We start from the raw sequence: 23,205 nt of genomic DNA on the forward strand, positions 1-23,205 counted from the left end.
ACTGCGCGCAACTTTTTCAGGGGGATTGTTATGATTCGTTTAGGAACCGCGCTGCGACCTGCGGCGACGCGAGTGATGCTGTTAGGATCGGGCGAGCTGGGAAAAGAGGTGGCCATTGAGTGTCAGCGTTTAGGCGTGGAGGTGATTGCCGTAGACCGCTACGCCGATGCGCCCGCCATGCATGTCGCCCACCGCGCGTATGTGATTAACATGCTCGATGGCGATGCCCTTCGCGACCTGTTCGCGCGTGAGAAACCCGATTTTGTCGTGCCGGAAATTGAAGCCATCGCGACCGACACGCTGATCGCCCTGGAGCAGGAAGGCCAGCGCGTGGTGCCCTGCGCGAAAGCCGCAAAGCTGACCATGAACCGCGAAGGCATTCGCCGCCTGGCGGCGGAAGAGCTGGGGCTGCCCACTTCAAGCTACCGCTTTGCGGGCGATAAAGCCGCGTTCCTGCAGGCCGTAGACGAAATTGGCTACCCGTGCATCGTTAAGCCGGTGATGAGCTCCTCCGGAAAAGGCCAGAGCTTTATCCGCGACAGCAGCACCCTGGACAAGGCGTGGGATTATGCCCAGCAGGGTGGCCGCGCCGGAGCCGGTCGCGTGATTGTCGAAGGCGTCGTGAAGTTTGATTTCGAGATCACCCTGCTGACCGTCAGCGCCGCTGACGGCGTTTATTTCTGCGATCCGATTGGCCACCGCCAGGAGGATGGCGATTACCGCGAGTCCTGGCAGCCGCAGCAGATGAGCGCCCTGGCGCTGGAGCGTGCGCAGGCGATCGCGAGGAAAACCGTTCTGGCGCTGGGCGGCTATGGCCTGTTCGGCGTGGAGCTGTTCGTGTGCGGAGATGAGGTGATTTTCAGCGAGGTCTCCCCGCGCCCGCATGACACCGGCATGGTCACGCTCATTTCGCAGGATCTTTCCGAGTTCGCCCTGCACGTGCGCGCCTTCCTCGGCCTGCCCGTCGGCGGTATCCGTCAGTACGGCCCGGCCGCCTCGGCGGCGATCCTGCCGCAGCTAACCAGCCAGAACGTTACGTTTGATAACGTCGACGCGGCGGTGGGTGCCGGGTTGCAGGTACGTTTGTTCGGCAAGCCGGAGATCGACGGAACCCGCCGTCTTGGCGTGGCATTAGCCACCGGGAATAGCGTGGACGACGCCGTGGCGAGAGCGAAAGCGGCCGCTGCGAGCATCAAGGTAGTGGGATAAAAAAAACGGGCCGAAAGGCCCGTTTTTCATGCGGCGAATGACTTACTGCTTCGCGCCTTCTACCGCTTCGCGAGCCAGTTTTGTGATGCGATCCCAGTCGCCCGCTTCCAGCGCATCCGCCGGAACCAGCCATGAGCCACCGATGCACAGCACGCTTTTCAGCGCCAGGTAGTCACGGTAGTTGGCAGGCGAGATCCCGCCCGTCGGGCAGAAGCGTACCTGAGAGAATGGACCCGCAATCGCCTGCAGCGCTTTGGTGCCGCCGTTCGCTTCCGCCGGGAAGAATTTAAACTCTTTCAGACCGTAGTCCATGCCCAGCATCAGTTCAGAGACGGTGCTGATGCCCGGGATCAGCGGAATAGTGCCTTCGGTGGCAGCCTTCAGCAGCGACTCGGTCAGACCCGGGCTGATGGCAAACTGCGCGCCCGCTTCGGTCACTTCAGCCAGCTGTTTTGCGTTCGTCACGGTACCCGCACCGATGATGGCTTCCGGCACTTCTTCAGCAATGGCGCGAATGGCATCCATCGCACAGGCGGTACGCAGGGTCACTTCCAGAACGCGAACGCCGCCCGCAACCAGCGCTTTCGCCATCGGTACAGCGTGCTCCAGCTTGTTTACCACGATAACCGGCACGACAGGGCCCGTGGTCAGGATTGCTTCTGCACTTGTTTTCCAGTTTTTCATCAGAGTTTTCTCTCGCCAGATCGTTAAAATCAAGTCGTCTTAAAACGTCATACAGGTTGCGCCCTGCTCGGCACCGGAGAGTTTCTCACGCAGCGCGCTGAACATTTCGCGTCCGGTCCCCACGCGCGAGGCGCTCAGGTCAGGAATATGGGGCTTACGTGCCGCCAGCTCGGCGTCATCGACCAGCAGGGTCAGCTCGCCCGTCTGGCCGTTCACGCGGATCGTATCGCCGTCGCGCACTTTCGCCAGCAGACCGCCGTCGTAGGCTTCCGGCGTCACGTGGATAGCGGAAGGCACTTTACCGGATGCGCCCGAGAGGCGTCCATCGGTGACTAACGCAATTTTGAAACGGCGGTCCAATAATACACCAAGTGGCGGCATAAGTTTATGTAATTCTGGCATCCCGTTGGCTTTCGGCCCCTGGTGACGCACCACCACCACGCAGTCCTTATCGAGCAGACCGGCGTCAAAGGCGGGTAAAACGTCGTGCTGGCTTTCAAACACCACCGCCGGCGCTTCAATAATCTGGTTCTCTTCCGGTACGGCAGAGGTCTTCATCACCGCGCGACCGAGGTTGCCGCTCAGCACTTTGGTACCGCCGTGAGGAGAGAACGGTTTGTCGATGGTGGCAATCACCTGCGCATCAAGAGACGCGCTCGCGCCTTCACGCCAGTCCAGCTCGCCGTTGTTCAGCCAAGGCTCCTGGGTGTACCGCTGCAGGCCAAAGCCCGCCACGGTATTCACGTCTTCATGCAGCAAACCGCCCTTCAGCAGCTCGCGCATCAGCAGCGGTACGCCGCCTGCGGCCTGGAAGTGGTTGATGTCCGCCGGACCGTTCGGGTACAGGCGCGCCATCAGCGGCACCACGGATGAGATCTCGGAGAAGTCATCCCAGTTAATCAGAATGCCCGCCGCGCGCGCCATGGCCACCAGGTGCATGGTGTGGTTGGTCGACCCGCCGGTGGCCAGCAGGGCGACAATCCCGTTGACGATGACTTTTTCATCGACCATTTTGCCCATCGGCATCCATTCGTTGCCGTTGCCGGTCAGACGCGTGACCTGACGGGCCGCAGCCTCGGTCAGCGCCTTGCGCAGCGGCGCGTCCGGCTGGATAAAGGACGATCCCGGAAGCTGCATCCCCATAAACTCCACCACCATCTGGTTGGTGTTGGCCGTGCCGTAGAACGTACAGGTCCCCGGCGCATGGTAGGACGCGGCTTCCGCCTCCAGCAGCGCCTGGCGGTCTGCTTTCCCTTCCGCGTACAGCTGGCGAATACGCACTTTTTCCTTGTTCGGCAAACCGCTTGCCATCGGGCCGGACGGCACGAAGATCGCAGGCAGATGCCCAAACGACAGCGCCGCCATCACCAGGCCCGGGACAATTTTGTCGCATACGCCGAGATACAGCGCGCCATCAAACATGTTGTGCGACAGGCCCACCGCCGCGGACATGGCGATCACTTCGCGGCTCAGCAGAGAGAGCTCCATACCGTCCTGCCCCTGCGTCACGCCGTCGCACATGGCGGGTACGCCGCCCGCCACCTGGCCCACCGCGTTCACGCTGTGCAGCGCCTTACGGATGATGTCCGGGTAGACCTCGTACGGCTGATGCGCGGAGAGCATATCGTTATAGGCGGTAATGATGGCGATATTGTTACGCAACATGCTTTTCAGCGACGCTTTATCTTCAGGCTGGCAGGCAGCGAAGCCGTGCGCCAGATTTCCACATGCCAGCTGGGATCGGTGGACGGTATTGCTCTTTGCCTGTTCAATCCGGGCGAGGTAGGCCGAACGGGTCTCTTTCGAGCGCTCGATAATGCGTTGTGTTACGCGTAACAATGTCGGATTCATAAAAGCTCCTCTAATTTATCTGTCCGGGCTCGGGAGTTTACAAAGTCGCTGGCAGTTGTTAACAACGCTGAAACGCTTGCTGTCCGGAGCTCAGGGGCAAAATCACTTCCGGCAGTGTAATAAAAAAAGCTCCGCGGGTGAATCCACGCGGAGCTTAAAAGTTGAAAATTGTGCCACGAGCTGTGTTAGATCATGTTACCGGTAAAATAACACTTTCGAGCTAGCGGATTATATTACTCAAACTCGTTCCAGGAGCGGCCATCGCGGGTGATCATTGCCACCGACGCGACCGGCCCCCAGGTGCCCGCCTGATACGGTTTTGGCGCATCCTGATCGGCAGCCCAGGCTTCGGTGATGGAGTCGACCCACTTCCACGCCTCTTCCACTTCATCGCGGCGCACGAACAGCGCCTGAATACCGCGCATGGTTTCCAACAGCAGACGCTCGTAAGCATCGGCCAGGTGCGTCTGGTTGAAGGTTTCGGAGTAGCTCAGATCCAGCTTGGTGGTCTGCAGGTTGTGTTTATGATCCAGGCCCGGCACTTTGTTCAGGATCTGGATATCCACGCCCTCGTCCGGCTGCAGACGAATGGTCAGCTTGTTCTGCGGCAGCTCCTGCCAGGACTCTTTGAACAGGTTCAGTTCCGGGTTTTTGAAGTAGACGACAACTTCGGAACATTTGGTCGGCAGACGTTTACCGGTGCGCAGGTAGAACGGCACGCCCGCCCAGCGCCAGTCGTCGATATCCACGCGGATCGCCACGAACGTCTCGGTGTTGCTGGACTTGTTCGCGCCCTCTTCTTCCAGGTAGCCAGGCACTTTTTTGCCTTGCGCAAACCCGGCGGTGTACTGACCGCGGACGGTCTTCTCGCGCACGTTAGAGCGGTCGATGCGGCGCAGCGACTTCAGCACCTTCACTTTGGCGTCGCGGATGCTGTCCGCCGTTAAATCTGACGGTGGAGACATGGCAATCATGCACAGAATCTGCAGCAGGTGGTTCTGGATCATGTCGCGCATCTGACCGGCCTGGTCAAAGTAACCCCAGCGACCTTCAATTCCCACCTCTTCCGCCACGGTGATTTCCACGTGGTCGATAGTGCGGTTGTCCCAGTTATTCACAAACAGGGAGTTCGCAAAACGCAGCGCCAGCAGGTTCAGCACCGTCTCTTTACCGAGATAGTGGTCGATACGGTAAACCTGGCACTCTTCAAAAAACTCGCCCACCTGGTCGTTAATTTCACGCGAGGTTGCAAGGGAAGTACCCAGCGGCTTCTCCATCACAACGCGCGCCGGTTTGGCGTTCAGTTTGGCTTCGCCGAGACCTTTGCAGATGGCGCCGAAGGTGCTTGGCGGCATGGCGAAATAGTTAATTGTGACACGGTTTTTCTGATCCAGCATCGCGCCCAGGCGGCTAAACGCGCTGACGTCATTGACGTCCAGGTTGCAGAAATCGAGACGTCCGCTCAGGGTATCCCACAAACTTTCATCAATTTTTTCCTTCATGAAAGTTTCGAGCGCCTCGCGGACGACTTTGGTATAAGCGTCCTTGTCCCAGTCGGCGCGCCCTACGCCCAGGATACGGGTATCCGGGTGAATTTGGCCCGCTTTCTCCAGTTGATACAGGGAAGGCAGCAATTTTCGGCGTGCAAGATCGCCTTTCGCGCCGAAAATGACCAGGTCACATGCCTGGGCTGTTTGCGTTACCGCCATGTCATTCTCCTCAGTTGGATCACCTGGTACTTCTGCCAGGTATCGTTGTAATTTTATTACAATGCACTGTACTGCTTTTACGTCATTCCCGAAACCATTAGCGCTTATCGTCGCGTGCGATACCGCGATTTTTCACCCTTTGGGTGATTACGACGGGACAATGACGCAACAACCGTCGTTTCTTTGCGCAACAGGGTCACAGCAAAACCCGACACCGATCAAGTTATGAAAAAAAACAACAACATTATCTTGTCGAATATTACCCTTTATGGAAGCCACAAGGGTAATATCGGCTAAATCGAATCAGGATTTCATCAATTTATGAAATCGTTTACACCCATGAGCGTCCTGTTAACATGAACATGCTGGAAAAAATCCAGTTTCAACTGGAACACCTTAGCAAATCCGAGCGAAAAGTGGCCGAGGTCATTCTCGCCTCCCCCGCTCAGGCGATTCATTCAAGCATCGCCGCTCTGGCACAGGAAGCGGGTGTGAGCGAACCGACCGTCAATCGCTTTTGTCGCAGCCTGGAAACGCGCGGCTTTCCTGATTTTAAACTGCATCTGGCACAAAGTCTGGCTAACGGCACCCCTTATGTTAATCGTAATGTGGATGAAGACGACAGCGTTGATGCCTATACCGCGAAAATTTTTGAATCGGCTATGGCTTCGCTTGACCACGTCCGTCAGTCTCTGGACATGAGTTCCGTGAATCGCGCGGTGGATTTACTCACCCAGGCCAAGCGGATTGCGTTCTTTGGTCTCGGCTCGTCGGCCGCCGTGGCGCATGATGCCATGAACAAATTTTTCCGCTTTAACGTCCCGGTGATTTATTCCGATGACATTGTCCTGCAACGCATGAGCTGTATGAATTGTAGTGAAGATGACGTCGTAGTACTGATTTCGCATACCGGCCGCACCAAGAGTCAGGTCGAGCTGGCCCAGCTGGCCCGTGAAAATGACGCCATGGTGATTGCCCTCACCACGGCAGGCACGCCGCTGGCGCGAGAGGCGACGCTGGCGATCACCCTCGACGTGCCGGAAGACACCGACATTTATATGCCGATGGTCTCACGACTGGCGCAGCTCACCGTCATTGACGTGCTGGCGACCGGTTTTACCTTACGTCGGGGGGCAAAATTCCGGGATAACTTGAAGCGGGTCAAGGAAGCGCTGAAGGAATCGCGTTTTGATAAAGAATTGCTTATAAAGAGCGATGTTCCCTGATAGTTGATAACGAAGACGTAACCAATAATTACGATGTAACGATTTACGGCATTCGGCCCACTCTCCGCTGCCTTGCAGTAGATGAAGGCCGATTCAATGTTCACGCAACACCAAAGTTGTTTCAGTCAACGGAGTATTACATGTCCAGAAGGCTTCGCAGAACCAAGATCGTAACCACCTTAGGCCCGGCCACCGATCGCGATAACAATCTTGAGAAAATTATCGCCGCCGGCGCCAACGTGGTGCGCATGAACTTCTCTCACGGTACGCCAGAAGACCACAAATTACGTGCCGATAAAGTGCGTGAAATCGCAGCAAAACTGGGCCGCCACGTGGCTATCCTCGGCGATTTGCAGGGTCCAAAAATCCGCGTATCGACCTTTAAAGAGGGGAAAGTTTTCCTCAATATCGGCGACAAATTCCTGCTCGATGCCAACCTGGGCAAAGGCGAAGGCGATAAAGAGAAAGTCGGCATTGACTATAAAGGCCTGCCGGCCGACGTGGTGCCCGGCGATATCCTGCTGCTCGACGACGGTCGCGTGCAGCTGAAGGTGCTGGAAGTTCAGGGCATGAAAGTGTTCACCGAAGTCACCGTCGGCGGCCCGCTCTCCAACAACAAAGGCATTAACAAACTGGGTGGCGGTCTCTCTGCCGAAGCGCTTACCGATAAAGACAAAGCGGACATCGTGACCGCCGCGCAGATTGGCGTTGACTACCTGGCCGTCTCCTTCCCGCGCTGCGGCGAAGACCTCAACTATGCGCGTCGCCTGGCGCGCGATGCGGGCTGCGATGCCAAAATCGTCGCCAAAGTTGAACGCGCGGAAGCCGTTTGCGATCAGGATGCCATGGACGACGTGATCCTCGCCTCTGACGTGGTGATGGTTGCGCGTGGTGACCTGGGCGTGGAGATTGGCGACCCTGAGCTGGTCGGCATCCAGAAAGCGCTGATTCGTCGCGCGCGTCAGCTGAACCGCGCGGTAATCACCGCCACTCAGATGATGGAATCGATGATCACCAACCCCATGCCAACCCGTGCAGAAGTCATGGACGTGGCGAACGCCGTGCTGGACGGTACCGATGCGGTGATGCTCTCAGCAGAAACCGCCGCGGGCCAGTATCCGGCAGAAACCGTGGCCGCGATGGCGCGCGTCTGCCTGGGCGCAGAAAAGATCCCGAGCATCAACGTCTCTAAACACCGTCTGGACATCCAGTTCGACAACGTGGAAGAAGCGATTGCGATGTCTGCGATGTACGCGGCAAACCATCTGAAAGGCGTTACCGCGATCATCACCATGACCGAATCCGGCCGCACCGCGCTGATGACCTCGCGTATCAGCTCTGGTCTGCCGATCTTTGCCATGTCCCGTCATGAACGTACCCTGAACCTGACGGCGCTGTACCGCGGCGTAACGCCGGTTCACTTCGACAGCACCAATGACGGCGTTGCCGCGGCGCACGATGCCGTAAACCTGCTGCGCGACAAAGGCTATCTGGTGTCCGGTGATATCGTCATCGTGACCCAGGGCGATGTGATGAGCACCATCGGCTCAACCAACACCACCCGCGTCATGACCGTCGAATAATAACGCTCGTGTTAAAAAGCCCTCTCCATCTGGAGAGGCCTTTTTTTATTTCCGCGGATAAAGCTCTTTGCGTTTATAGGGCTCTGTTTCACCCGGTTTGCGCGTTTTAAGCAGCTTCAGTATCCACGTGTACTGTTCAGCACGCGGCCCCACCAGAATCTCCACCTCTTCGTTCATGCGACGCGCGATGGTATTGTCATCCGCGGTGAGCAGATCGTCCATCGGCGGACGAACCTCAATACTCAGGCGATGCGTTTTGCCGTCATAGACCGGGAATAGCGGGATCACGCGGGCACGGCAGACTTTCATCAGACGGCCAATCGCGGGAAGCGTCGCTTTATAGGTCGCAAAGAAGTCGACAAACTCGCTGTGCTCGGGTCCGTGATCCTGATCCGGCAGATAGTAGCCCCAGTACCCCTGACGAACCGACTGAATAAAGGGCTTAATGCCGTCGTTACGCGCATGCAAGCGTCCGCCAAAACGACGACGGACCGTATTCCAGACAAAATCGTAGATTTTATTTCCCTGGTTATGGAACATCGCCGCCATTTTCTGGCCCTGAGACGCCATCAGCATCGCCGGAATATCCACCCCCCAGCCGTGGGGGACAAGGAAAATGACTTTCTCGTCATTGCGGCGCATCTCCTCGATGATGTCCAGCCCCTTCCAGTCAACGCGATCGACGATTTTATCCGGCCCCTTCAGCGCCAGCTCCGCCATCATCGCCATGGCCTGCGGCGCGGTGGTATACATCTCATCGATGATTGCCTCGCGCTCGGCGTCGCTTTTCTCAGGAAAACAGTAGTAGAGGTTGATCTGCGCGCGACGGCGGGCGCTTTTGCCTAAGCGTCCGGCCAGTCGGCCAATTTTCCCCAGGACAGGATCGCGGACGGAAGCAGGCAGCAACGCCATCCCCGCAAAGGCATAGACACCAAGCCAGGCGCCCCAGTTTCGCGGATGGCGGAAGGATTTTTCAAACTCAGGAATGTATTCAATATTGTTTTTTTTGGTTTCCATGCTGGATCCAGGGTCTGATGACGCAAAATTTTATTCAGATAGTGTAGCGAGGCAGCCGTCCACGCACAAAAGAAAAAGCCGGCGTCAGTGTGCGCCGGCTTTGTTAACAAAAACAGAGGGCTTAGTTCAGGCTCAGCTGCGGAATCACCTCTTTCACCTGCGCCAGATAATCAGTACGATCTTTACCCGTCAGGCCTTCGGTGCGCGGCAGTTTCGCCGTCAGCGGGTTTACCGCCTGCTGGTTGATCCACACTTCATAGTGCAGGTGCGGGCCGGTAGAGCGTCCGGTATTGCCGGAGATCGCGATACGGTCGCCCCGCTTCACCTTCTGGCCCGGTTTGACCAGCAGCTTACGCAGGTGCATATAGCGGGTCGTATAGGTGCGGCCATGACGTACCGCGACATAGTATCCGGCGGCTCCGCTCCGTTTGGCCACCACCACTTCGCCATCCCCTACCGCCAGCACCGGTGTGCCCTGCGGCATCGCGAAGTCAACGCCACGGTGCGGCGCGACGCGCCCGGTGACCGGGTTCAGACGACGCGGGTTAAAGTTGGAGGAGACGCGGAACTGTTTCGCCGTCGGGAAGCGCAGGAAGCCTTTCGCAAGGCCCGTACCGCTGCGGTCGTAGAACTTACCGTCTTCGGCACGAATCGCGTAGTAATCTTTGCCCTCGGAGCGCAGACGCACGCCCAGCAGCTGGCTCTGCTCGCGCTTGCCGTCCAGCATTTCGCGGGACATCAGGACGGAAAACTCATCACCCTTCTTCAGCTTGCGAAAATCCATCTGCCACTGCATGGCTTTGATCACCGAGCTGATTTCACCGCTGGTCAAGCCTGCATCGCGCGCGCTGGAGACAAAGCTCGCGCCCACGGTACCTTTCAGGACGTTGTTCACCCAGTCGCCCTTCTGCATTTCGCTGGTCATCTTGAAACCGTTTGCAGTGCGATCGTAGGTGCGGGTTTCGCGGCGGGACATTTCCCAGGTCAGACGCTGGAGATCGCCATCGGCCGTTAATGTCCAGGAGAGCTGCTGTCCGATTTTCAGGTTACGAAGATCTTTATCCGCCGCCGCCAGCTGGCTGATGTTGCCCATGTCGATGCCGTACTGGTTCAGCACGCTGCTCAGCGTGTCGCCGGTAGACACCACGTATTCGTGAATACCCGCTTCGTTCTCGGTTTTATCGTCCAGTTCATCCTGCGGGATGGCTTCATCTTCCTGAGCCGCCTGGTCGATAGGCTCACTGGCTTCAGGCAGCAAAGAACGGATTTCGCTCTTTTCAAGCTCGATGGTTTTGATGATAGGGGCAGAACTCGGGTGGTAAACATAGGGCCGCCAGACGGCGACCGCTAAGGTGAGTACTGTAAGCGACCCCAGCATAACGCGGTGGGGTCGAGGCAGATTGTTAAATGCCAGGGCGACAGAGCGGGCTATCTGTTGCACGTATTCACTTCCTCGTTAATCTCCTTTCAGGCAGCTCGCATACTGGTTCGCCAGTTGGCTGAGGAACTGCGAATAGCTCGCTTTGCTCAACTGGATATTCGTTCCTAGCGGGTCAAGGGTCCCCATGCGCACGGATGTCCCCCTGGCCACGGCTTCTACGACCGCTGGCCTGAACTGTGGCTCAGCAAAAACGCATGTCGCTTTTTGCTCAACCAGCTGTGTTCTGATTTCATGTAAACGCTGCGCACCAGGCTGAATTTCAGGGTTGACGGTGAAGTGCCCCAGCGGGGTCAAACCGTAGTGTTTTTCGTAGTAGCCGTAGGCGTCATGAAAAACGAAATACCCTTTTCCTTTCAACGGTGCGAGCTCATTACCTACCTGCTTATCGGTTGCGGCTAATTGTGCCTCAAAATCCTTCAGGTTGGCGTCAAGCTTGGCTCGACTTTGCGGCATAAGTTCCACTAATTTGTCATGGATTGCAACCGCTGAAAGCCGCGCTATCTCTGGGGATAACCAAAGATGCATGTTGTACTCGCCGTGATGGTGATCGCCATCACCTTTTTCACCCTCGGCAGCATGATGGTCATGTTCGTCACCGTCGTCATCCGCCCCTTTCATGAGCAGCGGTTTCACGCCGGGGAGGTCGGCAATTGCAACCTGCTTTTCGCCCGCAACCTGTTTTGCAGACTTTTGCATGAACGCTTCCATTTCTGGACCAATCCATACCACTAAGTCCGCGTTTTGTAAGCGCTTTACGTCTGACGGACGCAGGGAATAATCATGCTCGGATGCCCCATCCGGGAGCAGAACCTGAGTTTCCGTTACCCCGTCAGCAATGGCCGACGCGATGAACCCAAGTGGTTTAAGCGAAGCGACAACCGCAGCGTTAACATCTTGTGCGGTTGTCCCCCAAAGGGCAGCGGATAATGCTGCGAAAAGAAGCGTATTTTTATGTAACATAATGCGACTAATCATCGTAGTGAATGCGTGGAATGTGATATTATAACATTCGTTGACTTCTTCAAGCTTAAAATGACATGACGACATTGGTTTCTCTCGAAAATATTTCGGTCTCATTTGGCCAGCGCTGCGTCCTCTCTGACGTGTCGCTCGATCTGAAGCCCGGCAAAATTCTGACGCTGCTCGGTCCCAATGGCGCGGGCAAATCCACCCTGGTGCGCGTGGTGCTGGGCCTGGTCGCCCCCGATCGGGGCGCGATCAGGCGCGAGGAAAAATTGCGTATCGGCTATGTGCCGCAAAAACTTCACCTCGACGCCACGCTGCCGCTGACGGTCAGCCGTTTCCTGCGCCTGCGCCCCGGCACGCGGAAGGCCGATATTCTCCCGGCGCTGAAGCGCGTGCAGGCGGGCCACCTTGTTGATGCCCCGCTGCAAAAACTGTCCGGCGGTGAAACGCAGCGCGTTTTGCTTGCCCGCGCCCTGCTGAGCAGCCCGCAGCTGCTGGTGCTGGATGAGCCGACTCAGGGTGTGGATGTGAATGGTCAGGTTGCGCTTTATGACCTGATCGACCAGCTGCGTCGCGAGCTTGATTGCGCTGTGCTGATGGTGTCCCACGATCTGCATCTGGTGATGGCCAAAACCGACGAAGTGCTGTGCCTCAACCACCATATCTGCTGCTCCGGCACGCCAGAAGTGGTATCAATGCACCCGGAATTTATCTCCATGTTCGGCCCTCGCGGCGCTGAGCAGCTCGGCATTTACCGCCACCATCATAATCATCGCCATGATTTGCAGGGACGAATCGTACTGCGTCGGGGAAACGGACACTCATGATTGAACTGTTACTGCCCGGCTGGCTGGCCGGGATTATGCTTGCCTGCGCCGCGGGCCCGCTTGGCTCGTTTGTTGTCTGGCGCAGAATGTCTTACTTCGGCGATACCCTGGCGCACGCGTCGCTGCTGGGCGTGGCGTTTGGCCTGCTGCTGGATGTGAACCCTTTTTACGCGGTGATTGTGGTCACGCTGCTGCTGGCGGCCGGCCTGGTCTGGCTGGAAAAGCGCCCTCACCTCGCCATTGATACGCTGCTTGGCATTATGGCGCACAGTGCCCTGTCACTGGGCCTTGTCGTGGTCAGCCTGATGTCGAACATCCGCGTGGATCTGATGGCCTACCTCTTCGGTGACCTGCTGGCCGTGACGCCGGACGATTTAATTTCCATCGCCGTTGGCGTACTGGTGGTACTCGCTATTCTGCTCTGGCAGTGGCGTAACCTGCTGGCGATGACCGTCAGCCCCGACCTGGCATTTGTCGACGGCGTGAAGCTGCAGCGGGTTAAGCTGCTGCTGATGCTGGTGACGGCGTTAACCATTGGTGTCGCGATGAAGTTCGTCGGGGCGCTGATTATTACGTCGCTGCTGATCATCCCCGCCGCCACCGCGCGTCGTTTTGCCCGCACGCCGGAGCAGATGGCCGGTGTGGCCGTGATTATCGGGATGATTGCGGTAACGGGTGGGTTAACCTTCTCGGCGTTCTACGACACGCCTGCCGGGCCGTCAGTGGTGCTCAGTGCGGCGGTGCTGTTTATCTTCAGCATGATGAAAAAACAACCGAATGCCTGAATCAGCGATGACCACCGCTATAGAGGGTGGCGCATCGCTTCATGTGCTGCGATCGGCGCATGCCGGGACTTACGCCCGCAGGAGTGTGTCCATGCTGGGCGCATAAGCAAATAAGCACCGATGAAACTATCGGTGCTTATTTTATTAATTGGTACACGTTGCTAAATGCAGTTTGGCACCAGGGACGTTTATACCGCCTTCAATATCAAGACACTTGAGAATACCATCGGCGTCAACTTTTTTCAGCTGTCCGTTAACATGGTCCCAATGACTCGCAATGGGATCATATTCGCGTATATAAATTTTACCGCTTAATGGTGCGTACGCATAATCTGGATATGCCTCCAGCATCAGTGCCCCATTCATAGCGAAATTGGGCTCACGCATATTCTGCGTATCTGGCTTAGAACCACATACTTCCATCGTCGCCTGCTCGAAAGCGACGCCAGTCATACATAATTTCCGTCCATTACTGGTATTTTCAAGCTTTTGATCTACCATGTGCCATATCTGGGTTGGGGAAATAGCGGCATTCGCTACGCCAGATATTGCTGCCATAGTCAGAGCGGCTATAGAGATAACCTTCATTAATTTCATTTTGTCATTCCTGATGAGGTGATGAATATATAGCATGGGTGTCGCTATAAATTCATCGTAGAAGAAATGAGCAAATTATCTCAAATGAAATGAAGGATAATTATATCCAAAATAATAGGGATGATAATTCGGATGCGGTGAATAATCGGTCAGCGTCGCAGGCGGAATTTAACATCCCGCCTGCCCATCATTACGGCATTGCCGGTGGCGTAATGCCGAAATGATTCCACGCCCGCACCGTTGCCATACGGCCACGTGGGGTACGCTGCAGGAAGCCCTGTTGGATCAGATACGGCTCCAGCACGTCCTCAATCGTCTCACGCTCTTCCCCAATTGCCGCCGCCAGGTTATCCAGCCCGACCGGGCCACCAAAGAACTTGTCCAGCACCGCTAACAGCAGCTTGCGGTCCATATAGTCAAAGCCTTCGGCATCGACGTTAAGCATATCCAGCGCCTGGGCGGCGATGTCGGCGGAAATCGAACCGTTGTGCTTCACCTCAGCAAAGTCGCGCACGCGGCGCAGCAGGCGGTTGGCGATACGCGGCGTACCGCGGGAACGCTTCGCCACTTCAAACGCGCCCTCTTCGCTCATTTCCAGCCCCATATAGCGGGCGCTGCGGCCAACGATGTGCTGGAGGTCCGCCACCTGGTAAAACTCGAGGCGCTGCACGATACCGAAACGGTCGCGCAGCGGAGAGGTCAGCGATCCGGCTCGCGTCGTTGCGCCAATCAGGGTAAACGGTGGCAGATCGATTTTGATGGAACGCGCGGCTGGCCCTTCACCGATCATGATATCCAGCTGGTAATCTTCCATCGCCGGATAAAGCACTTCCTCCACCACCGGTGACAGGCGGTGGATCTCATCGATAAACAGCACGTCGTGGGGTTCGAGGTTGGTCAGCATCGCCGCCAAATCGCCCGCTTTCTCCAGCACCGGACCGGAGGTCGTGCGCAGGTTCACGCCCATTTCATTGGCAACGATATTTGCCAGGGTGGTTTTGCCTAAGCCCGGCGGGCCAAAAATCAGCAGGTGATCGAGCGCATCGCCGCGCAGCTTTGCCGCCTGGATGAAAATCTCCATCTGGGAACGAACCTGCGGCTGGCCGATATACTCATCAAGCAGCTTTGGGCGAATCGCGCGATCCACCACGTCCTCTGCCTGAACAGTGCCTGCCGAAACCAGGCGGTCTGCTTCAATCATCCTTTACCTCACAATGCAGCGCGCAGCGCTTCACGAATCAGGGTTTCACTGCTGGCGTCCGGTTTGGCAATTTTGCTCACCATACGGCTGGCCTCCTGAGGTTTATAGCCCAGCGCCACCAGCGCGGCAACCGCTTCCTGCTCGGCGTCGTCATCCGTTGCTGGGGCACCCGGCGAGGTCAGCACCAGATCGGCCGCCGGGGTGAAGAGATCGCCATGCAGGCCTTTGAAGCGGTCCTTCATCTCGACAATCAGGCGTTCTGCCGTTTTCTTGCCAATGCCAGGAAGCTTAATCAGCGCCGCTGGATCTTCACGCTCAACGGCATTGACGAACTGCGGCGCGGACATGCCGGATAGAATCGCCAGCGCCAGCTTCGGCCCCACGCCGTTGGTTTTAATCAGCTCGCGGAACAGGGTGCGTTCCTGCTTGTTATTGAAGCCGTACAGCAGCTGAGCATCTTCACGCACCACAAACTGGGTAAAGACAATCGCCTCTTTGCCCGCGTCCGGCAGCTCGTAGAAACAGGTCATCGGCATATGGACTTCATAGCCCACGCCACCCACTTCCAGCAGCACTAACGGGGGTTGTTTTTCAATGATGATGCCTCTGAGTCTGCCTATCACGTGACGCTCCTGCGTTCTGGAAATGTTTTGACTTCGACATAATAAAAAAAGGCTGGATGTTTATCCAGCCTGATTTCTGATTATCGTAACCTGCCTCGCGCCAGATTGAGCCGCGACTCGCTCATTTGCATCGCGTTCTGGCTGACGTGACAGTGGGTAATCGCAATCGCCAGCGCGTCGGCGGCGTCCGCCTGCGGGTTCGCGGGCAGCTTCAGCAAGGTGCGCACCATATGCTGCACCTGGCTTTTTTCCGCGCTACCAATGCCCACCACCGTTTGCTTGACCTGCCTTGCCGCGTATTCAAATACCGGCAAATCCTGGTTCACGGCAGCGACGATGGCAACGCCGCGCGCCTGACCGAGCTTTAGCGCCGAATCGGCGTTTTTCGCCATAAAGACCTGCTCGATGGCGAAATAGTCCGGCTGAAACTGGGTGATGATTTCCGACACGCCCGCATAGATGAGCTTCAGGCGCGACGGCAGATCGTCCACTTTCGTGCGAATACAGCCGCTGCCCAGGTAGGTTAACTGGCGTCCCACCTGACGGATAACGCCATAACCGGTGACGCGTGAGCCTGGGTCAATCCCGAGAATAATCGACATCACGCGTCTCCTGTAACGGATTTACACGCTCTCATCAGAGAGTCGCTGCAACCTCATCAGAGATTTCACCGTTGTGGTACACTTCCTGCACGTCGTCGCAGTCTTCGAGCATGTCGATGAGACGCAGCAGTTTTGGTGCGGTTTCCGCATCCATGTCCGCTTTGGTGGACGGGATCATAGACACTTCAGCGTTGTCCGCTTTCAGGCCAGCCGCTTCCAGCGCATCGCGCACGGCACCCATCTCTTCCCACGCGGTGTAGACGTCGATTGCACCGTCGTCGAAGGTCACGACGTCTTCAGCACCGGCTTCCAGCGCCGCTTCCATGATCGCATCTTCGTCGCCTTTCTCGAAGGAGATAACGCCTTTTTTGCTGAACAGGTAAGCCACGGAACCGTCTGTACCCAGGTTGCCGCCGGTTTTGGTGAATGCGTGACGCACTTCGGCAACGGTACGGTTACGGTTGTCGGACAGACACTCCACCATCACCGCCGTACCGCCAGGGCCGTAACCTTCATAAATGATGGTTTCCATGTTCGCGTCTTCATCACCGCCCACGCCACGTGCGATGGCACGGTTCAGGGTGTCACGCGTCATGTTGTTAGACAGCGCTTTATCCACCGCCGCGCGCAGACGCGGGTTAGAGGCAGGATCGCCGCCGCCCAGACGTGCAGCTGTTACCAGCTCACGAATGATTTTAGTAAAGATCTTACCGCGTTTGGCATCCTGTGCCGCTTTACGGTGTTTGGTGTTGGCCCACTTACTATGACCTGCCATAAAAAGTTCTCCAAAAATCGCGCCTTCTCAGGCAGCGTTAATTACAAATTCTTCAATCGCCTGCCGGTTGCTCCACGACTTGGTCAGTGCGGCGGCGTCCGCCGCATTCACCCAGCGGTAGGTCAGGTGTTCGGTAAACACGATCTCCCGTTCATGGGGGAGCGCGAGACAGAACCACGACTCCGTATTGCGCTCGGTACCCGGCGCGTAGCGATGACGTAAATGGCTAAAAATTTCAAACTCCACCGTGCGCTGACAGTCCTTCAGGGTCAGTTGCTCGCGGGCAACGTCAATGGCGACCTCTTCCTTTACTTCACGCGCGGCGGCCTGCGGCGCGGTCTCCCCCTCTTCCAGACTGCCGGTAACCGACTGCCAGAATTCAGGGTCATCGCGCCGCTGCAACATCAGCACCCGCTTCGTGTCTTCTGCATAAATGACCACCAGGACCGAAACGGGGAGCTTATATGTCATATCAGTTTTTCTCTTCCTTCTTCACCACTTCGATGCCCAGCTCGGCCAGCGCGGCCGGGTTGGCAAAGCTTGGCGCTTCGGTCATCAGACACGCTGCGGCAGTGGTTTTCGGGAAGGCGATAACGTCACGGATGTTATCGGTGCCGGTCAGCAGCATGGTCAGACGATCAAGACCGAACGCCAGACCCGCGTGCGGCGGCGTACCGTATTTCAGGGCGTCCAGCAGGAAGCCGAACTTCTCGCGCTGCTCCTGCTCGTTGATGCCCAGGATGCCGAACACGGTCTGCTGCATTTCACCGCTGTGAATACGCACGGAACCGCCGCCCACTTCGTAGCCGTTGATCACCATGTCGTAAGCATTCGCAACCGCATCTTCCGGAGACGCTTTCAGCTCTGCCGCCGTCATCTCTTTTGGCGAGGTGAACGGGTGGTGCATCGCGGTCAGGCCGCCTTCGCCGTCGTCTTCAAACATCGGGAAGTCGATAACCCACAGCGGCGCCCATTTGGTTTCGTCGGTCAGGCTCAGGTCTTTGCCCAGCTTCAGACGCAGCGCGCCCATCGCGTCGGCAACAACCTTCTTGTTGTCTGCGCCGAAGAAGATCATATCGCCGTCCTGCGCGCCGGTGCGCTCAAGGATGGCTTCCACGATCTCTGCGTTCAGGAATTTCGCAACCGGGCTGGTAATGCCTTCCAGACCTTTCGCGCGTTCGGTCACTTTAATATAGGCCAGACCTTTCGCGCCGTAGATCTTGATGAAGTTGCCGTAGTCGTCGATCTGCTTGCGGCTCAGGGCTGCACCGCCCGGCACGCGCAGGGCCGCCACGCGGCCTTTCGGATCGTTAGCCGGGCCTGCGAATACGGCAAACTCAACGGCTTTCACCAGGTCTGCCACGTCCACCAGCTCCATCGGGTTGCGCAGGTCTGGCTTGTCGGAGCCGTAGCGGCGTTCCGCTTCAGCGAAGGTCATGATCGGGAAATCGCCCAGCTCAACGCCTTTCACGTCGTTCCACAGGCTGCGCACCAGCGCTTCCATCACCTCACGCACCTGCTCGGCGGTCATGAAGGAGGTTTCCACATCGATCTGGGTAAATTCTGGCTGACGGTCAGCGCGCAGGTCTTCGTCGCGGAAGCACTTAACGATTTGATAGTAGCGATCGAAGCCGGACATCATCAGCAGCTGTTTGAACAGCTGTGGAGACTGCGGCAGCGCGTAGAATTTGCCTTTATGGACGCGGGATGGGACCAGGTAATCGCGCGCGCCTTCCGGCGTGGCTTTGGTCAGCATCGGGGTTTCGATGTCGAGGAAACCGTGGTCATCCATAAAGCGACGCACCAGGCTGGTGATTTTCGCACGGGTTTTCAGGCGCTGAGCCATTTCCGGGCGACGCAGATCCAGGTAGCGGTATTTCAGACGCGCTTCTTCAGTGTTGACGTGGTTGGAGTCCAGCGGCAGCGCTTCTGCACGGTTAATGATAACCAGGTCAGACGCCAGCACTTCAATGGCGCCCGTCGCCATGTCGGCATTAACGTTTTTCTCGTCACGCGCGCGCACGGTGCCGGTGACCTGGATGCAGAACTCATTACGCAGCTCAGAGGCCAGCTTCAACGCATCTGCGCGGTCTGGATCGAAGAACACCTGAACGATACCTTCGCGGTCGCGCATATCGATGAAGATAAGGCTACCAAGATCACGACGACGATTGACCCAACCACACAGGGTCACCTGCTGTCCGACGTGGGACTGACGCAGCTGCCCGCAATATTCTGTACGCATGAGATATCCCTTAATTAGCCGCAGGCTGAATGTCGCCTGGTATGCAGGCTACTATGTCGCAGCTTTCTGTATGTCACAACTGGATGAAAAAAGGCGGCTATTATACTGGAAATTCCGCCGGACGATAAGAGTGAAGCGCGCTCTGACGCTCGTTTGCTGCACGCTTATTGCGTATTCTCACAAAAATTAACAAAATTATCCGATCAACAACAGGCCATCACGTCGTATGGTGTCCGGAAGTGATTCATTTAACGGGAGTAACGATGTTAACACTTGATGCCAGTAAAACCGCGCTTGTCGTCATTGATTTACAGGAAGGCATTCTGCCCTTCGCGGGTGGCCCGCACGCCGCGGATGACGTGGTTAGCCGCGCCGCTCGCCTGGCGCAAACATGTCGCGCCAGCGGTGCGCCGGTTGTCATGGTGCGCGTCGGCTGGTCTGCCGATTTCGCCGAAGCGTTAAAGCAGCCCGTTGATGCCCAGGCGCCTGCTCATGCCCTGCCGGAAAACTGGTGGACGTACCCGGCCGCACTCGGCAAACGCGAGGGTGATATCGAAGTGACGAAACGCCAGTGGGGCGCCTTCTACGGAACCGACCTGGAATTACAGCTCCGCCGTCGCGGTATCGACACGATTATCCTGTGCGGCATTTCCACCAACATCGGCGTGGAGTCTACCGCCCGCAACGCGTGGGAGCTGGGCTTTAATCTGGTGATTGCCGAAGATGCCTGCAGCGCGGCCTCCGCGGAACAGCACCAGGGCAGCATGACCCATATCTTCCCGCGCATCGGTCGCGTGCGCAGCACGGACGAGATCCTCAGCGCGCTATGATGTATGTGGGGTTACCCCAGTGGTCGCACCCGAAATGGGTGCGCCTGGGCATCACCAGCCTTGAGGAGTATGCCCGACACTTCAACTGCGTCGAGGGCAACACCACCCTGTACGCGCTGCCCAAAGCCGAGATTGTCGAGCGCTGGCGGGCGCAAACGACGGACGATTTCCGCTTCTGTTTTAAGTTTCCGGCGACTATCTCCCACAACGCCGCGCTGCGCAACTGCGGAGATTTAACCGAAGAGTTCTTTACGCGCATGTCGCCGCTGGCGAACCGTATTGGGCAATACTGGCTCCAGCTTCCCGCCACGTTTGGCCCACGCGATCTGCCTGCCCTGTGGCAGTTTCTTGATGCCCTGCCCCGCGAGTTTACCTACGGCGTGGAGGTCAGGCATGCTGAATTTTTTGCCAAAGGTGAAGCAGAAATAGCGCTCAACCGCGGCCTGCTGGAACGTGCGGTCAACCGCGTCATTCTCGACAGTCGCCCTGTCCACGGTGCAATCCCGCACAGTGAAGCGATTGTGGATGCGCAACGCAAAAAACCGAAAGTGCCGGTCCACGCAATCGTCACCGCGCAAAATCCGATGGTCAGGTTTATCGGCAGCGACAACATGCAGCAAAATCAGGCGATGTTCGCCGTCTGGCTGCAAAAATTAGCGAAGTGGGAGCACACCACTACGCCCTATCTCTTTTTGCACACGCCGGATATCGCCCAGGCACCCGAACTGGTCGATGCTCTGTGGCAGGCCTTGCAGGCTGCGGTGCCGTCCGTGGGCAGCGCCCCCTCCATCCCACAACAATCTTCTCTTTTCTGATATCACCCCCTATCATAGTGAAGTGCCATCTGCCAAAAACAGGGAGTTAGTATGGTCAGCGCGCTGTATGCGGTGTTAGGTGCATTACTGCTGATTAAGTTTTCATTTGATGTTGTGCGCCTCAGAACGCTGTACCGCGTCTCTTACGGTGACGGCGGATTTTCAGAGCTGCAAAGCGCTATCCGCATTCACGGCAACGCGGTCGAATACATCCCCGCGGCCTTAATTCTGCTGCTTTTTATGGAGATGAATGGCGCAGAAACCTGGATGGTTCACGTTTGTGGCCTGCTTCTTATTGTTGGCCGACTGATGCATTATTACGGCTTTCACCACCGCTTAATCCGCTGGCGTCGTTCCGGCATGAGCGCGACCTGGTGTTCGCTTTTGCTGATGGTGCTGGCCAACCTGTGGTATATGCCGTGGGAGTTGGTTTTCTCCCTCCATTAGCGCACAATACGCCACTTTATTTTTCCCGGATTTTTACGTTATGTCAGATCGCGACACGCTTTTTTCCGCGCCTATCGCCAGCCTGGGCGACTGGACCTTCGATGAACGGGTAGCCGAAGTCTTCCCGGATATGATCCAGCGCTCTGTTCCCGGTTACTCCAATATTATCTCTATGATCGGCATGCTGGCTGAGCGCTTCGTTCAACCCGGCACGCAGGTCTATGACCTGGGCTGCTCGCTCGGCGCGGCAACGCTGTCGGTTCGTCGTAACGTTCACCACGAAGGCTGCCGAATCATTGCCGTCGATAACTCCCCGGCCATGGTTGAACGCTGCCGTCGCCATATTGACGCCTATAAAGCCCCTGTTCCGGTGGACGTGGTGGAAGGCGATATTCGCGAGATCGAGATCCACAACGCCTCAATGGTGGTGCTGAATTTCACCCTGCAGTTCCTGGTGCCGGAAGACCGCCAGCTGCTGCTGGACAAAATTTATCAGGGGCTGAACCCCGGCGGCGCGCTGGTGCTCTCAGAGAAATTCAGCTTCGAAGATGCCGAGGTTGGCGAACTGCTGTTCAATATGCACCACGACTTCAAGCGGGCGAACGGCTACAGCGAGCTGGAGATCAGCCAGAAGCGCAGCATGCTCGAAAACGTGATGCTGACGGATTCCGTCGAAACCCACAAGGCGCGCCTGAGCAAAGCCGGGTTTGAGCACAGCGAGCTGTGGTTCCAGTGCTTTAACTTTGGCTCTCTGGTGGCGCTGAAGGCGGGGGAACCGGCATGATCGAATTCAGCAACTTCTATCAGCTGATTGCCAAAAACCACCTCGCCCACTGGCTGGAAACCCTGCCCGCGCAGATTGCCGCCTGGCAGCGCGATCAGCAGCACGGCCTGTTAAAGCAGTGGTCAAATGCGGTGGAGTTTCTGCCGGAACTGACCCCGCATCGTCTGGATCTTCTGCACAGCGTCACCGCCGAGAGTGAAGCACCGCTCCCGGCCGGGCAGATTAACCGCATCGAAACGCTAATGCGCAACCTGATGCCGTGGCGCAAAGGGCCGTTCTCGCTCTACGGGGTGAATATCAACACCGAATGGCGCTCGGACTGGAAATGGGATCGCGTTCTGCCTCATCTGTCCGATTTGACCGGTCGCACCATTCTGGACGTGGGCTGCGGCAGCGGTTACCACATGTGGCGCATGATTGGCGCGGGCGCGCATCTGGCGGTGGGTATCGACCCGATGCAGCTATTCCTTTGCCAGTTTGAAGCGGTGCGTAAGCTGCTGGGTAACGACCAGCGCGCGCACCTGCTCCCGCTGGGCATTGAACAGCTCCCGGCCCTGAAAGCGTTTGATACCGTCTTCTCCATGGGCGTGCTGTATCACCGTCGCTCCCCGCTTGAGCATCTGTGGCAACTGAAGGATCAGCTGGTCAGCGGCGGCGAGCTGGTGCTGGAAACGCTGGTGATTGAGGGCGATGAACACGCCGTACTGGTGCCGGGCGATCGCTACGCGCAGATGCGTAACGTTTACTTCATCCCGTCCGCGCTGGCATTGAAGAACTGGCTGGAGAAGTGCGGCTTTGTGGACGTGCGGATTGCCGACGTCAGCGTGACGTCAATCGAGGAGCAGCGCCGCACCGACTGGATGATCACCGAATCGCTGGAGCAGTTCCTCGACCCGGCGGACCACAGCAAAACCATCGAAGGCTATCCGGCCCCGATGCGTGCGGTGTTGATTGCGACCAAGCCGTAGCCTTTTGCCGGGTGGCGGCT

The 23,205-nt window shown here is 57.3% G+C and carries 23 protein-coding genes; 10 read left to right on the top strand and 13 right to left on the bottom strand.

Features of this window, described 5'->3' with window-relative positions; translation table 11 throughout:
- Nucleotides 1-30: 30 nt before the first annotated feature.
- Nucleotides 31-1,209: a formate-dependent phosphoribosylglycinamide formyltransferase gene (gene purT / locus FY206_RS14660; RefSeq protein WP_032641285.1), complete on the top strand. Its 1,179-nt coding sequence runs from the start codon at nt 31-33 to the stop codon at nt 1,207-1,209.
- Nucleotides 1,210-1,251: 42 nt separating this feature from the next.
- On the opposite strand, the gene kdgA is transcribed toward purT, so the two are convergent.
- The 3 genes from kdgA to zwf all read right to left on the bottom strand — a co-directional run bounded on the left by kdgA (nt 1,252) and on the right by zwf (nt 5,453).
- Nucleotides 1,252-1,893: a bifunctional 4-hydroxy-2-oxoglutarate aldolase/2-dehydro-3-deoxy-phosphogluconate aldolase gene (gene kdgA, locus FY206_RS14665; protein ID WP_032641287.1), complete on the bottom strand. Its 642-nt coding sequence runs from the start codon at nt 1,891-1,893 to the stop codon at nt 1,252-1,254.
- Between the two features lie 39 nt (nt 1,894-1,932).
- Nucleotides 1,933-3,744 carry a phosphogluconate dehydratase gene (gene edd / locus FY206_RS14670; protein WP_032641289.1) on the bottom strand — a complete coding sequence of 604 codons (1,812 nt, stop codon included), beginning with the start codon at nt 3,742-3,744 and terminating at the stop codon, nt 1,933-1,935.
- A 233-nt stretch (nt 3,745-3,977) separates the two neighbouring features.
- Nucleotides 3,978-5,453, bottom strand: a complete 1,476-nt coding sequence (gene zwf, locus FY206_RS14675) for a glucose-6-phosphate dehydrogenase (RefSeq protein WP_028013613.1) — start codon at nt 5,451-5,453, stop codon at nt 3,978-3,980.
- Between the two features lie 356 nt (nt 5,454-5,809).
- Between zwf and FY206_RS14680 the strand changes: the two genes are divergently transcribed.
- Together FY206_RS14680 and pyk are read left to right on the top strand one after the other, a co-directional pair.
- Complete coding sequence (locus tag FY206_RS14680; RefSeq protein WP_023312229.1) at nt 5,810-6,679, top strand: MurR/RpiR family transcriptional regulator; 870 nt, start codon at nt 5,810-5,812, stop codon at nt 6,677-6,679.
- Between the two features lie 140 nt (nt 6,680-6,819).
- A complete protein-coding gene (gene pyk, locus FY206_RS14685; protein WP_032641292.1) occupies nt 6,820-8,262 on the top strand; it encodes a pyruvate kinase in 1,443 nt (480 codons plus the stop codon).
- Nucleotides 8,263-8,307: 45 nt separating this feature from the next.
- On the opposite strand, the gene lpxM is transcribed toward pyk, so the two are convergent.
- The 3 genes from lpxM to znuA form a co-directional block, all read right to left on the bottom strand.
- The gene (gene lpxM / locus FY206_RS14690; RefSeq protein ID WP_080500334.1) at nt 8,308-9,279 is read right to left on the bottom strand and encodes a lauroyl-Kdo(2)-lipid IV(A) myristoyltransferase; all 972 of its coding nucleotides are present in this window, start codon (nt 9,277-9,279) and stop codon (nt 8,308-8,310) included.
- A 121-nt stretch (nt 9,280-9,400) separates the two neighbouring features.
- Nucleotides 9,401-10,720, bottom strand: a complete 1,320-nt coding sequence (gene mepM / locus FY206_RS14695) for a murein DD-endopeptidase MepM (protein WP_032641296.1) — start codon at nt 10,718-10,720, stop codon at nt 9,401-9,403.
- A 15-nt stretch (nt 10,721-10,735) separates the two neighbouring features.
- Nucleotides 10,736-11,680, bottom strand: a complete 945-nt coding sequence (znuA, locus tag FY206_RS14700) for a zinc ABC transporter substrate-binding protein ZnuA (RefSeq protein WP_032642638.1) — start codon at nt 11,678-11,680, stop codon at nt 10,736-10,738.
- Between the two features lie 77 nt (nt 11,681-11,757).
- On the opposite strand from znuA, the gene znuC reads away from it, so the two are divergent.
- Nucleotides 11,758-12,513 carry a zinc ABC transporter ATP-binding protein ZnuC gene (gene znuC / locus FY206_RS14705; RefSeq protein WP_077064181.1) on the top strand — a complete coding sequence of 252 codons (756 nt, stop codon included), beginning with the start codon at nt 11,758-11,760 and terminating at the stop codon, nt 12,511-12,513.
- Entirely contained in the window at nt 12,510-13,298 is a 789-nt protein-coding gene (gene znuB, locus FY206_RS14710; RefSeq protein WP_032641300.1) for a zinc ABC transporter permease subunit ZnuB, read from the top strand. Before znuC ends, znuB begins: the two co-directional genes overlap by 4 nt.
- Before the next feature lie 144 nt (nt 13,299-13,442).
- Here the strand turns inward: znuB and FY206_RS14715 are convergent, their stop codons facing one another.
- The 7 genes from FY206_RS14715 to aspS all read right to left on the bottom strand — a co-directional run bounded on the left by FY206_RS14715 (nt 13,443) and on the right by aspS (nt 19,341).
- The gene (locus tag FY206_RS14715) at nt 13,443-13,895 is read right to left on the bottom strand and encodes a hypothetical protein (protein ID WP_032641302.1); all 453 of its coding nucleotides are present in this window, start codon (nt 13,893-13,895) and stop codon (nt 13,443-13,445) included.
- A gap of 190 nt (nt 13,896-14,085) precedes the next feature.
- Nucleotides 14,086-15,096, bottom strand: coding sequence for a Holliday junction branch migration DNA helicase RuvB (gene ruvB / locus FY206_RS14720; protein WP_032641304.1), 1,011 nt, complete (start codon nt 15,094-15,096; stop codon nt 14,086-14,088).
- Between the two features lie 8 nt (nt 15,097-15,104).
- Nucleotides 15,105-15,719, bottom strand: a complete 615-nt coding sequence (gene ruvA / locus FY206_RS14725; RefSeq protein WP_023617042.1) for a Holliday junction branch migration protein RuvA — start codon at nt 15,717-15,719, stop codon at nt 15,105-15,107.
- An 80-nt stretch (nt 15,720-15,799) separates the two neighbouring features.
- Complete coding sequence (gene ruvC / locus FY206_RS14730) at nt 15,800-16,321, bottom strand: crossover junction endodeoxyribonuclease RuvC (RefSeq protein ID WP_003859749.1); 522 nt, start codon at nt 16,319-16,321, stop codon at nt 15,800-15,802.
- Nucleotides 16,322-16,355: 34 nt separating this feature from the next.
- Nucleotides 16,356-17,096 (bottom strand): YebC/PmpR family DNA-binding transcriptional regulator, encoded by a 741-nt coding sequence (locus tag FY206_RS14735; RefSeq protein WP_008500447.1) that lies wholly within the window; start codon nt 17,094-17,096, stop codon nt 16,356-16,358.
- 27 nt (nt 17,097-17,123) lie between these two features.
- A complete protein-coding gene (gene nudB, locus FY206_RS14740) occupies nt 17,124-17,567 on the bottom strand; it encodes a dihydroneopterin triphosphate diphosphatase (RefSeq protein ID WP_008500446.1) in 444 nt (147 codons plus the stop codon).
- A 1-nt stretch (nt 17,568) separates the two neighbouring features.
- The gene (gene aspS, locus FY206_RS14745) at nt 17,569-19,341 is read right to left on the bottom strand and encodes an aspartate--tRNA ligase (RefSeq protein WP_032641307.1); all 1,773 of its coding nucleotides are present in this window, start codon (nt 19,339-19,341) and stop codon (nt 17,569-17,571) included.
- Between the two features lie 263 nt (nt 19,342-19,604).
- On the opposite strand from aspS, the gene FY206_RS14750 reads away from it, so the two are divergent.
- Genes FY206_RS14750 through cmoB form a run of 5 tightly spaced genes read left to right on the top strand, consistent with a single transcriptional unit; the run spans nt 19,605 to nt 23,185 of the window.
- Nucleotides 19,605-20,171 (top strand): hydrolase, encoded by a 567-nt coding sequence (locus FY206_RS14750; protein ID WP_032641309.1) that lies wholly within the window; start codon nt 19,605-19,607, stop codon nt 20,169-20,171.
- The gene (locus FY206_RS14755) at nt 20,168-20,986 is read left to right on the top strand and encodes a DUF72 domain-containing protein (RefSeq protein ID WP_032641312.1); all 819 of its coding nucleotides are present in this window, start codon (nt 20,168-20,170) and stop codon (nt 20,984-20,986) included. The genes FY206_RS14750 and FY206_RS14755 overlap by 4 nt, the downstream gene beginning before the upstream one ends.
- 51 nt (nt 20,987-21,037) lie before the next feature.
- Nucleotides 21,038-21,433: an MAPEG family protein gene (locus tag FY206_RS14760; RefSeq protein ID WP_032641314.1), complete on the top strand. Its 396-nt coding sequence runs from the start codon at nt 21,038-21,040 to the stop codon at nt 21,431-21,433.
- A gap of 40 nt (nt 21,434-21,473) precedes the next feature.
- The gene (gene cmoA / locus FY206_RS14765; protein WP_032641316.1) at nt 21,474-22,217 is read left to right on the top strand and encodes a carboxy-S-adenosyl-L-methionine synthase CmoA; all 744 of its coding nucleotides are present in this window, start codon (nt 21,474-21,476) and stop codon (nt 22,215-22,217) included.
- Entirely contained in the window at nt 22,214-23,185 is a 972-nt protein-coding gene (gene cmoB, locus FY206_RS14770; RefSeq protein ID WP_032641320.1) for a tRNA 5-methoxyuridine(34)/uridine 5-oxyacetic acid(34) synthase CmoB, read from the top strand. Before cmoA ends, cmoB begins: the two co-directional genes overlap by 4 nt.
- Nucleotides 23,186-23,205: the final 20 nt, after the last annotated feature.

Origin of the sequence: Enterobacter chengduensis (genome assembly GCF_001984825.2) — a bacterium.
Taxonomy (GTDB): Bacteria; Pseudomonadota; Gammaproteobacteria; order Enterobacterales; family Enterobacteriaceae; genus Enterobacter; species Enterobacter chengduensis.

Coding starts and splice junctions, on each gene's coding strand:
- purT (WP_032641285.1), top strand. CDS start 31: ATGATTCGTTTAGGAACCGCGCTGCGACCTGCGGCGACGCGAGTGATG.
- kdgA (WP_032641287.1), bottom strand. CDS start 1,893: ATGAAAAACTGGAAAACAAGTGCAGAAGCAATCCTGACCACGGGCCCT.
- edd (WP_032641289.1), bottom strand. CDS start 3,744: ATGAATCCGACATTGTTACGCGTAACACAACGCATTATCGAGCGCTCG.
- zwf (WP_028013613.1), bottom strand. CDS start 5,453: ATGGCGGTAACGCAAACAGCCCAGGCATGTGACCTGGTCATTTTCGGC.
- FY206_RS14680 (WP_023312229.1), top strand. CDS start 5,810: ATGAACATGCTGGAAAAAATCCAGTTTCAACTGGAACACCTTAGCAAA.
- pyk (WP_032641292.1), top strand. CDS start 6,820: ATGTCCAGAAGGCTTCGCAGAACCAAGATCGTAACCACCTTAGGCCCG.
- lpxM (WP_080500334.1), bottom strand. CDS start 9,279: ATGGAAACCAAAAAAAACAATATTGAATACATTCCTGAGTTTGAAAAA.
- znuA (WP_032642638.1), bottom strand. CDS start 11,680: ATGTTACATAAAAATACGCTTCTTTTCGCAGCATTATCCGCTGCCCTT.
- znuC (WP_077064181.1), top strand. CDS start 11,758: ATGACGACATTGGTTTCTCTCGAAAATATTTCGGTCTCATTTGGCCAG.
- znuB (WP_032641300.1), top strand. CDS start 12,510: ATGATTGAACTGTTACTGCCCGGCTGGCTGGCCGGGATTATGCTTGCC.
- FY206_RS14715 (WP_032641302.1), bottom strand. CDS start 13,895: ATGAAATTAATGAAGGTTATCTCTATAGCCGCTCTGACTATGGCAGCA.
- ruvB (WP_032641304.1), bottom strand. CDS start 15,096: ATGATTGAAGCAGACCGCCTGGTTTCGGCAGGCACTGTTCAGGCAGAG.
- ruvC (WP_003859749.1), bottom strand. CDS start 16,321: ATGTCGATTATTCTCGGGATTGACCCAGGCTCACGCGTCACCGGTTAT.
- FY206_RS14735 (WP_008500447.1), bottom strand. CDS start 17,096: ATGGCAGGTCATAGTAAGTGGGCCAACACCAAACACCGTAAAGCGGCA.
- nudB (WP_008500446.1), bottom strand. CDS start 17,567: ATGACATATAAGCTCCCCGTTTCGGTCCTGGTGGTCATTTATGCAGAA.
- aspS (WP_032641307.1), bottom strand. CDS start 19,341: ATGCGTACAGAATATTGCGGGCAGCTGCGTCAGTCCCACGTCGGACAG.
- FY206_RS14750 (WP_032641309.1), top strand. CDS start 19,605: ATGTTAACACTTGATGCCAGTAAAACCGCGCTTGTCGTCATTGATTTA.
- FY206_RS14755 (WP_032641312.1), top strand. CDS start 20,168: ATGATGTATGTGGGGTTACCCCAGTGGTCGCACCCGAAATGGGTGCGC.
- FY206_RS14760 (WP_032641314.1), top strand. CDS start 21,038: ATGGTCAGCGCGCTGTATGCGGTGTTAGGTGCATTACTGCTGATTAAG.
- cmoA (WP_032641316.1), top strand. CDS start 21,474: ATGTCAGATCGCGACACGCTTTTTTCCGCGCCTATCGCCAGCCTGGGC.
- cmoB (WP_032641320.1), top strand. CDS start 22,214: ATGATCGAATTCAGCAACTTCTATCAGCTGATTGCCAAAAACCACCTC.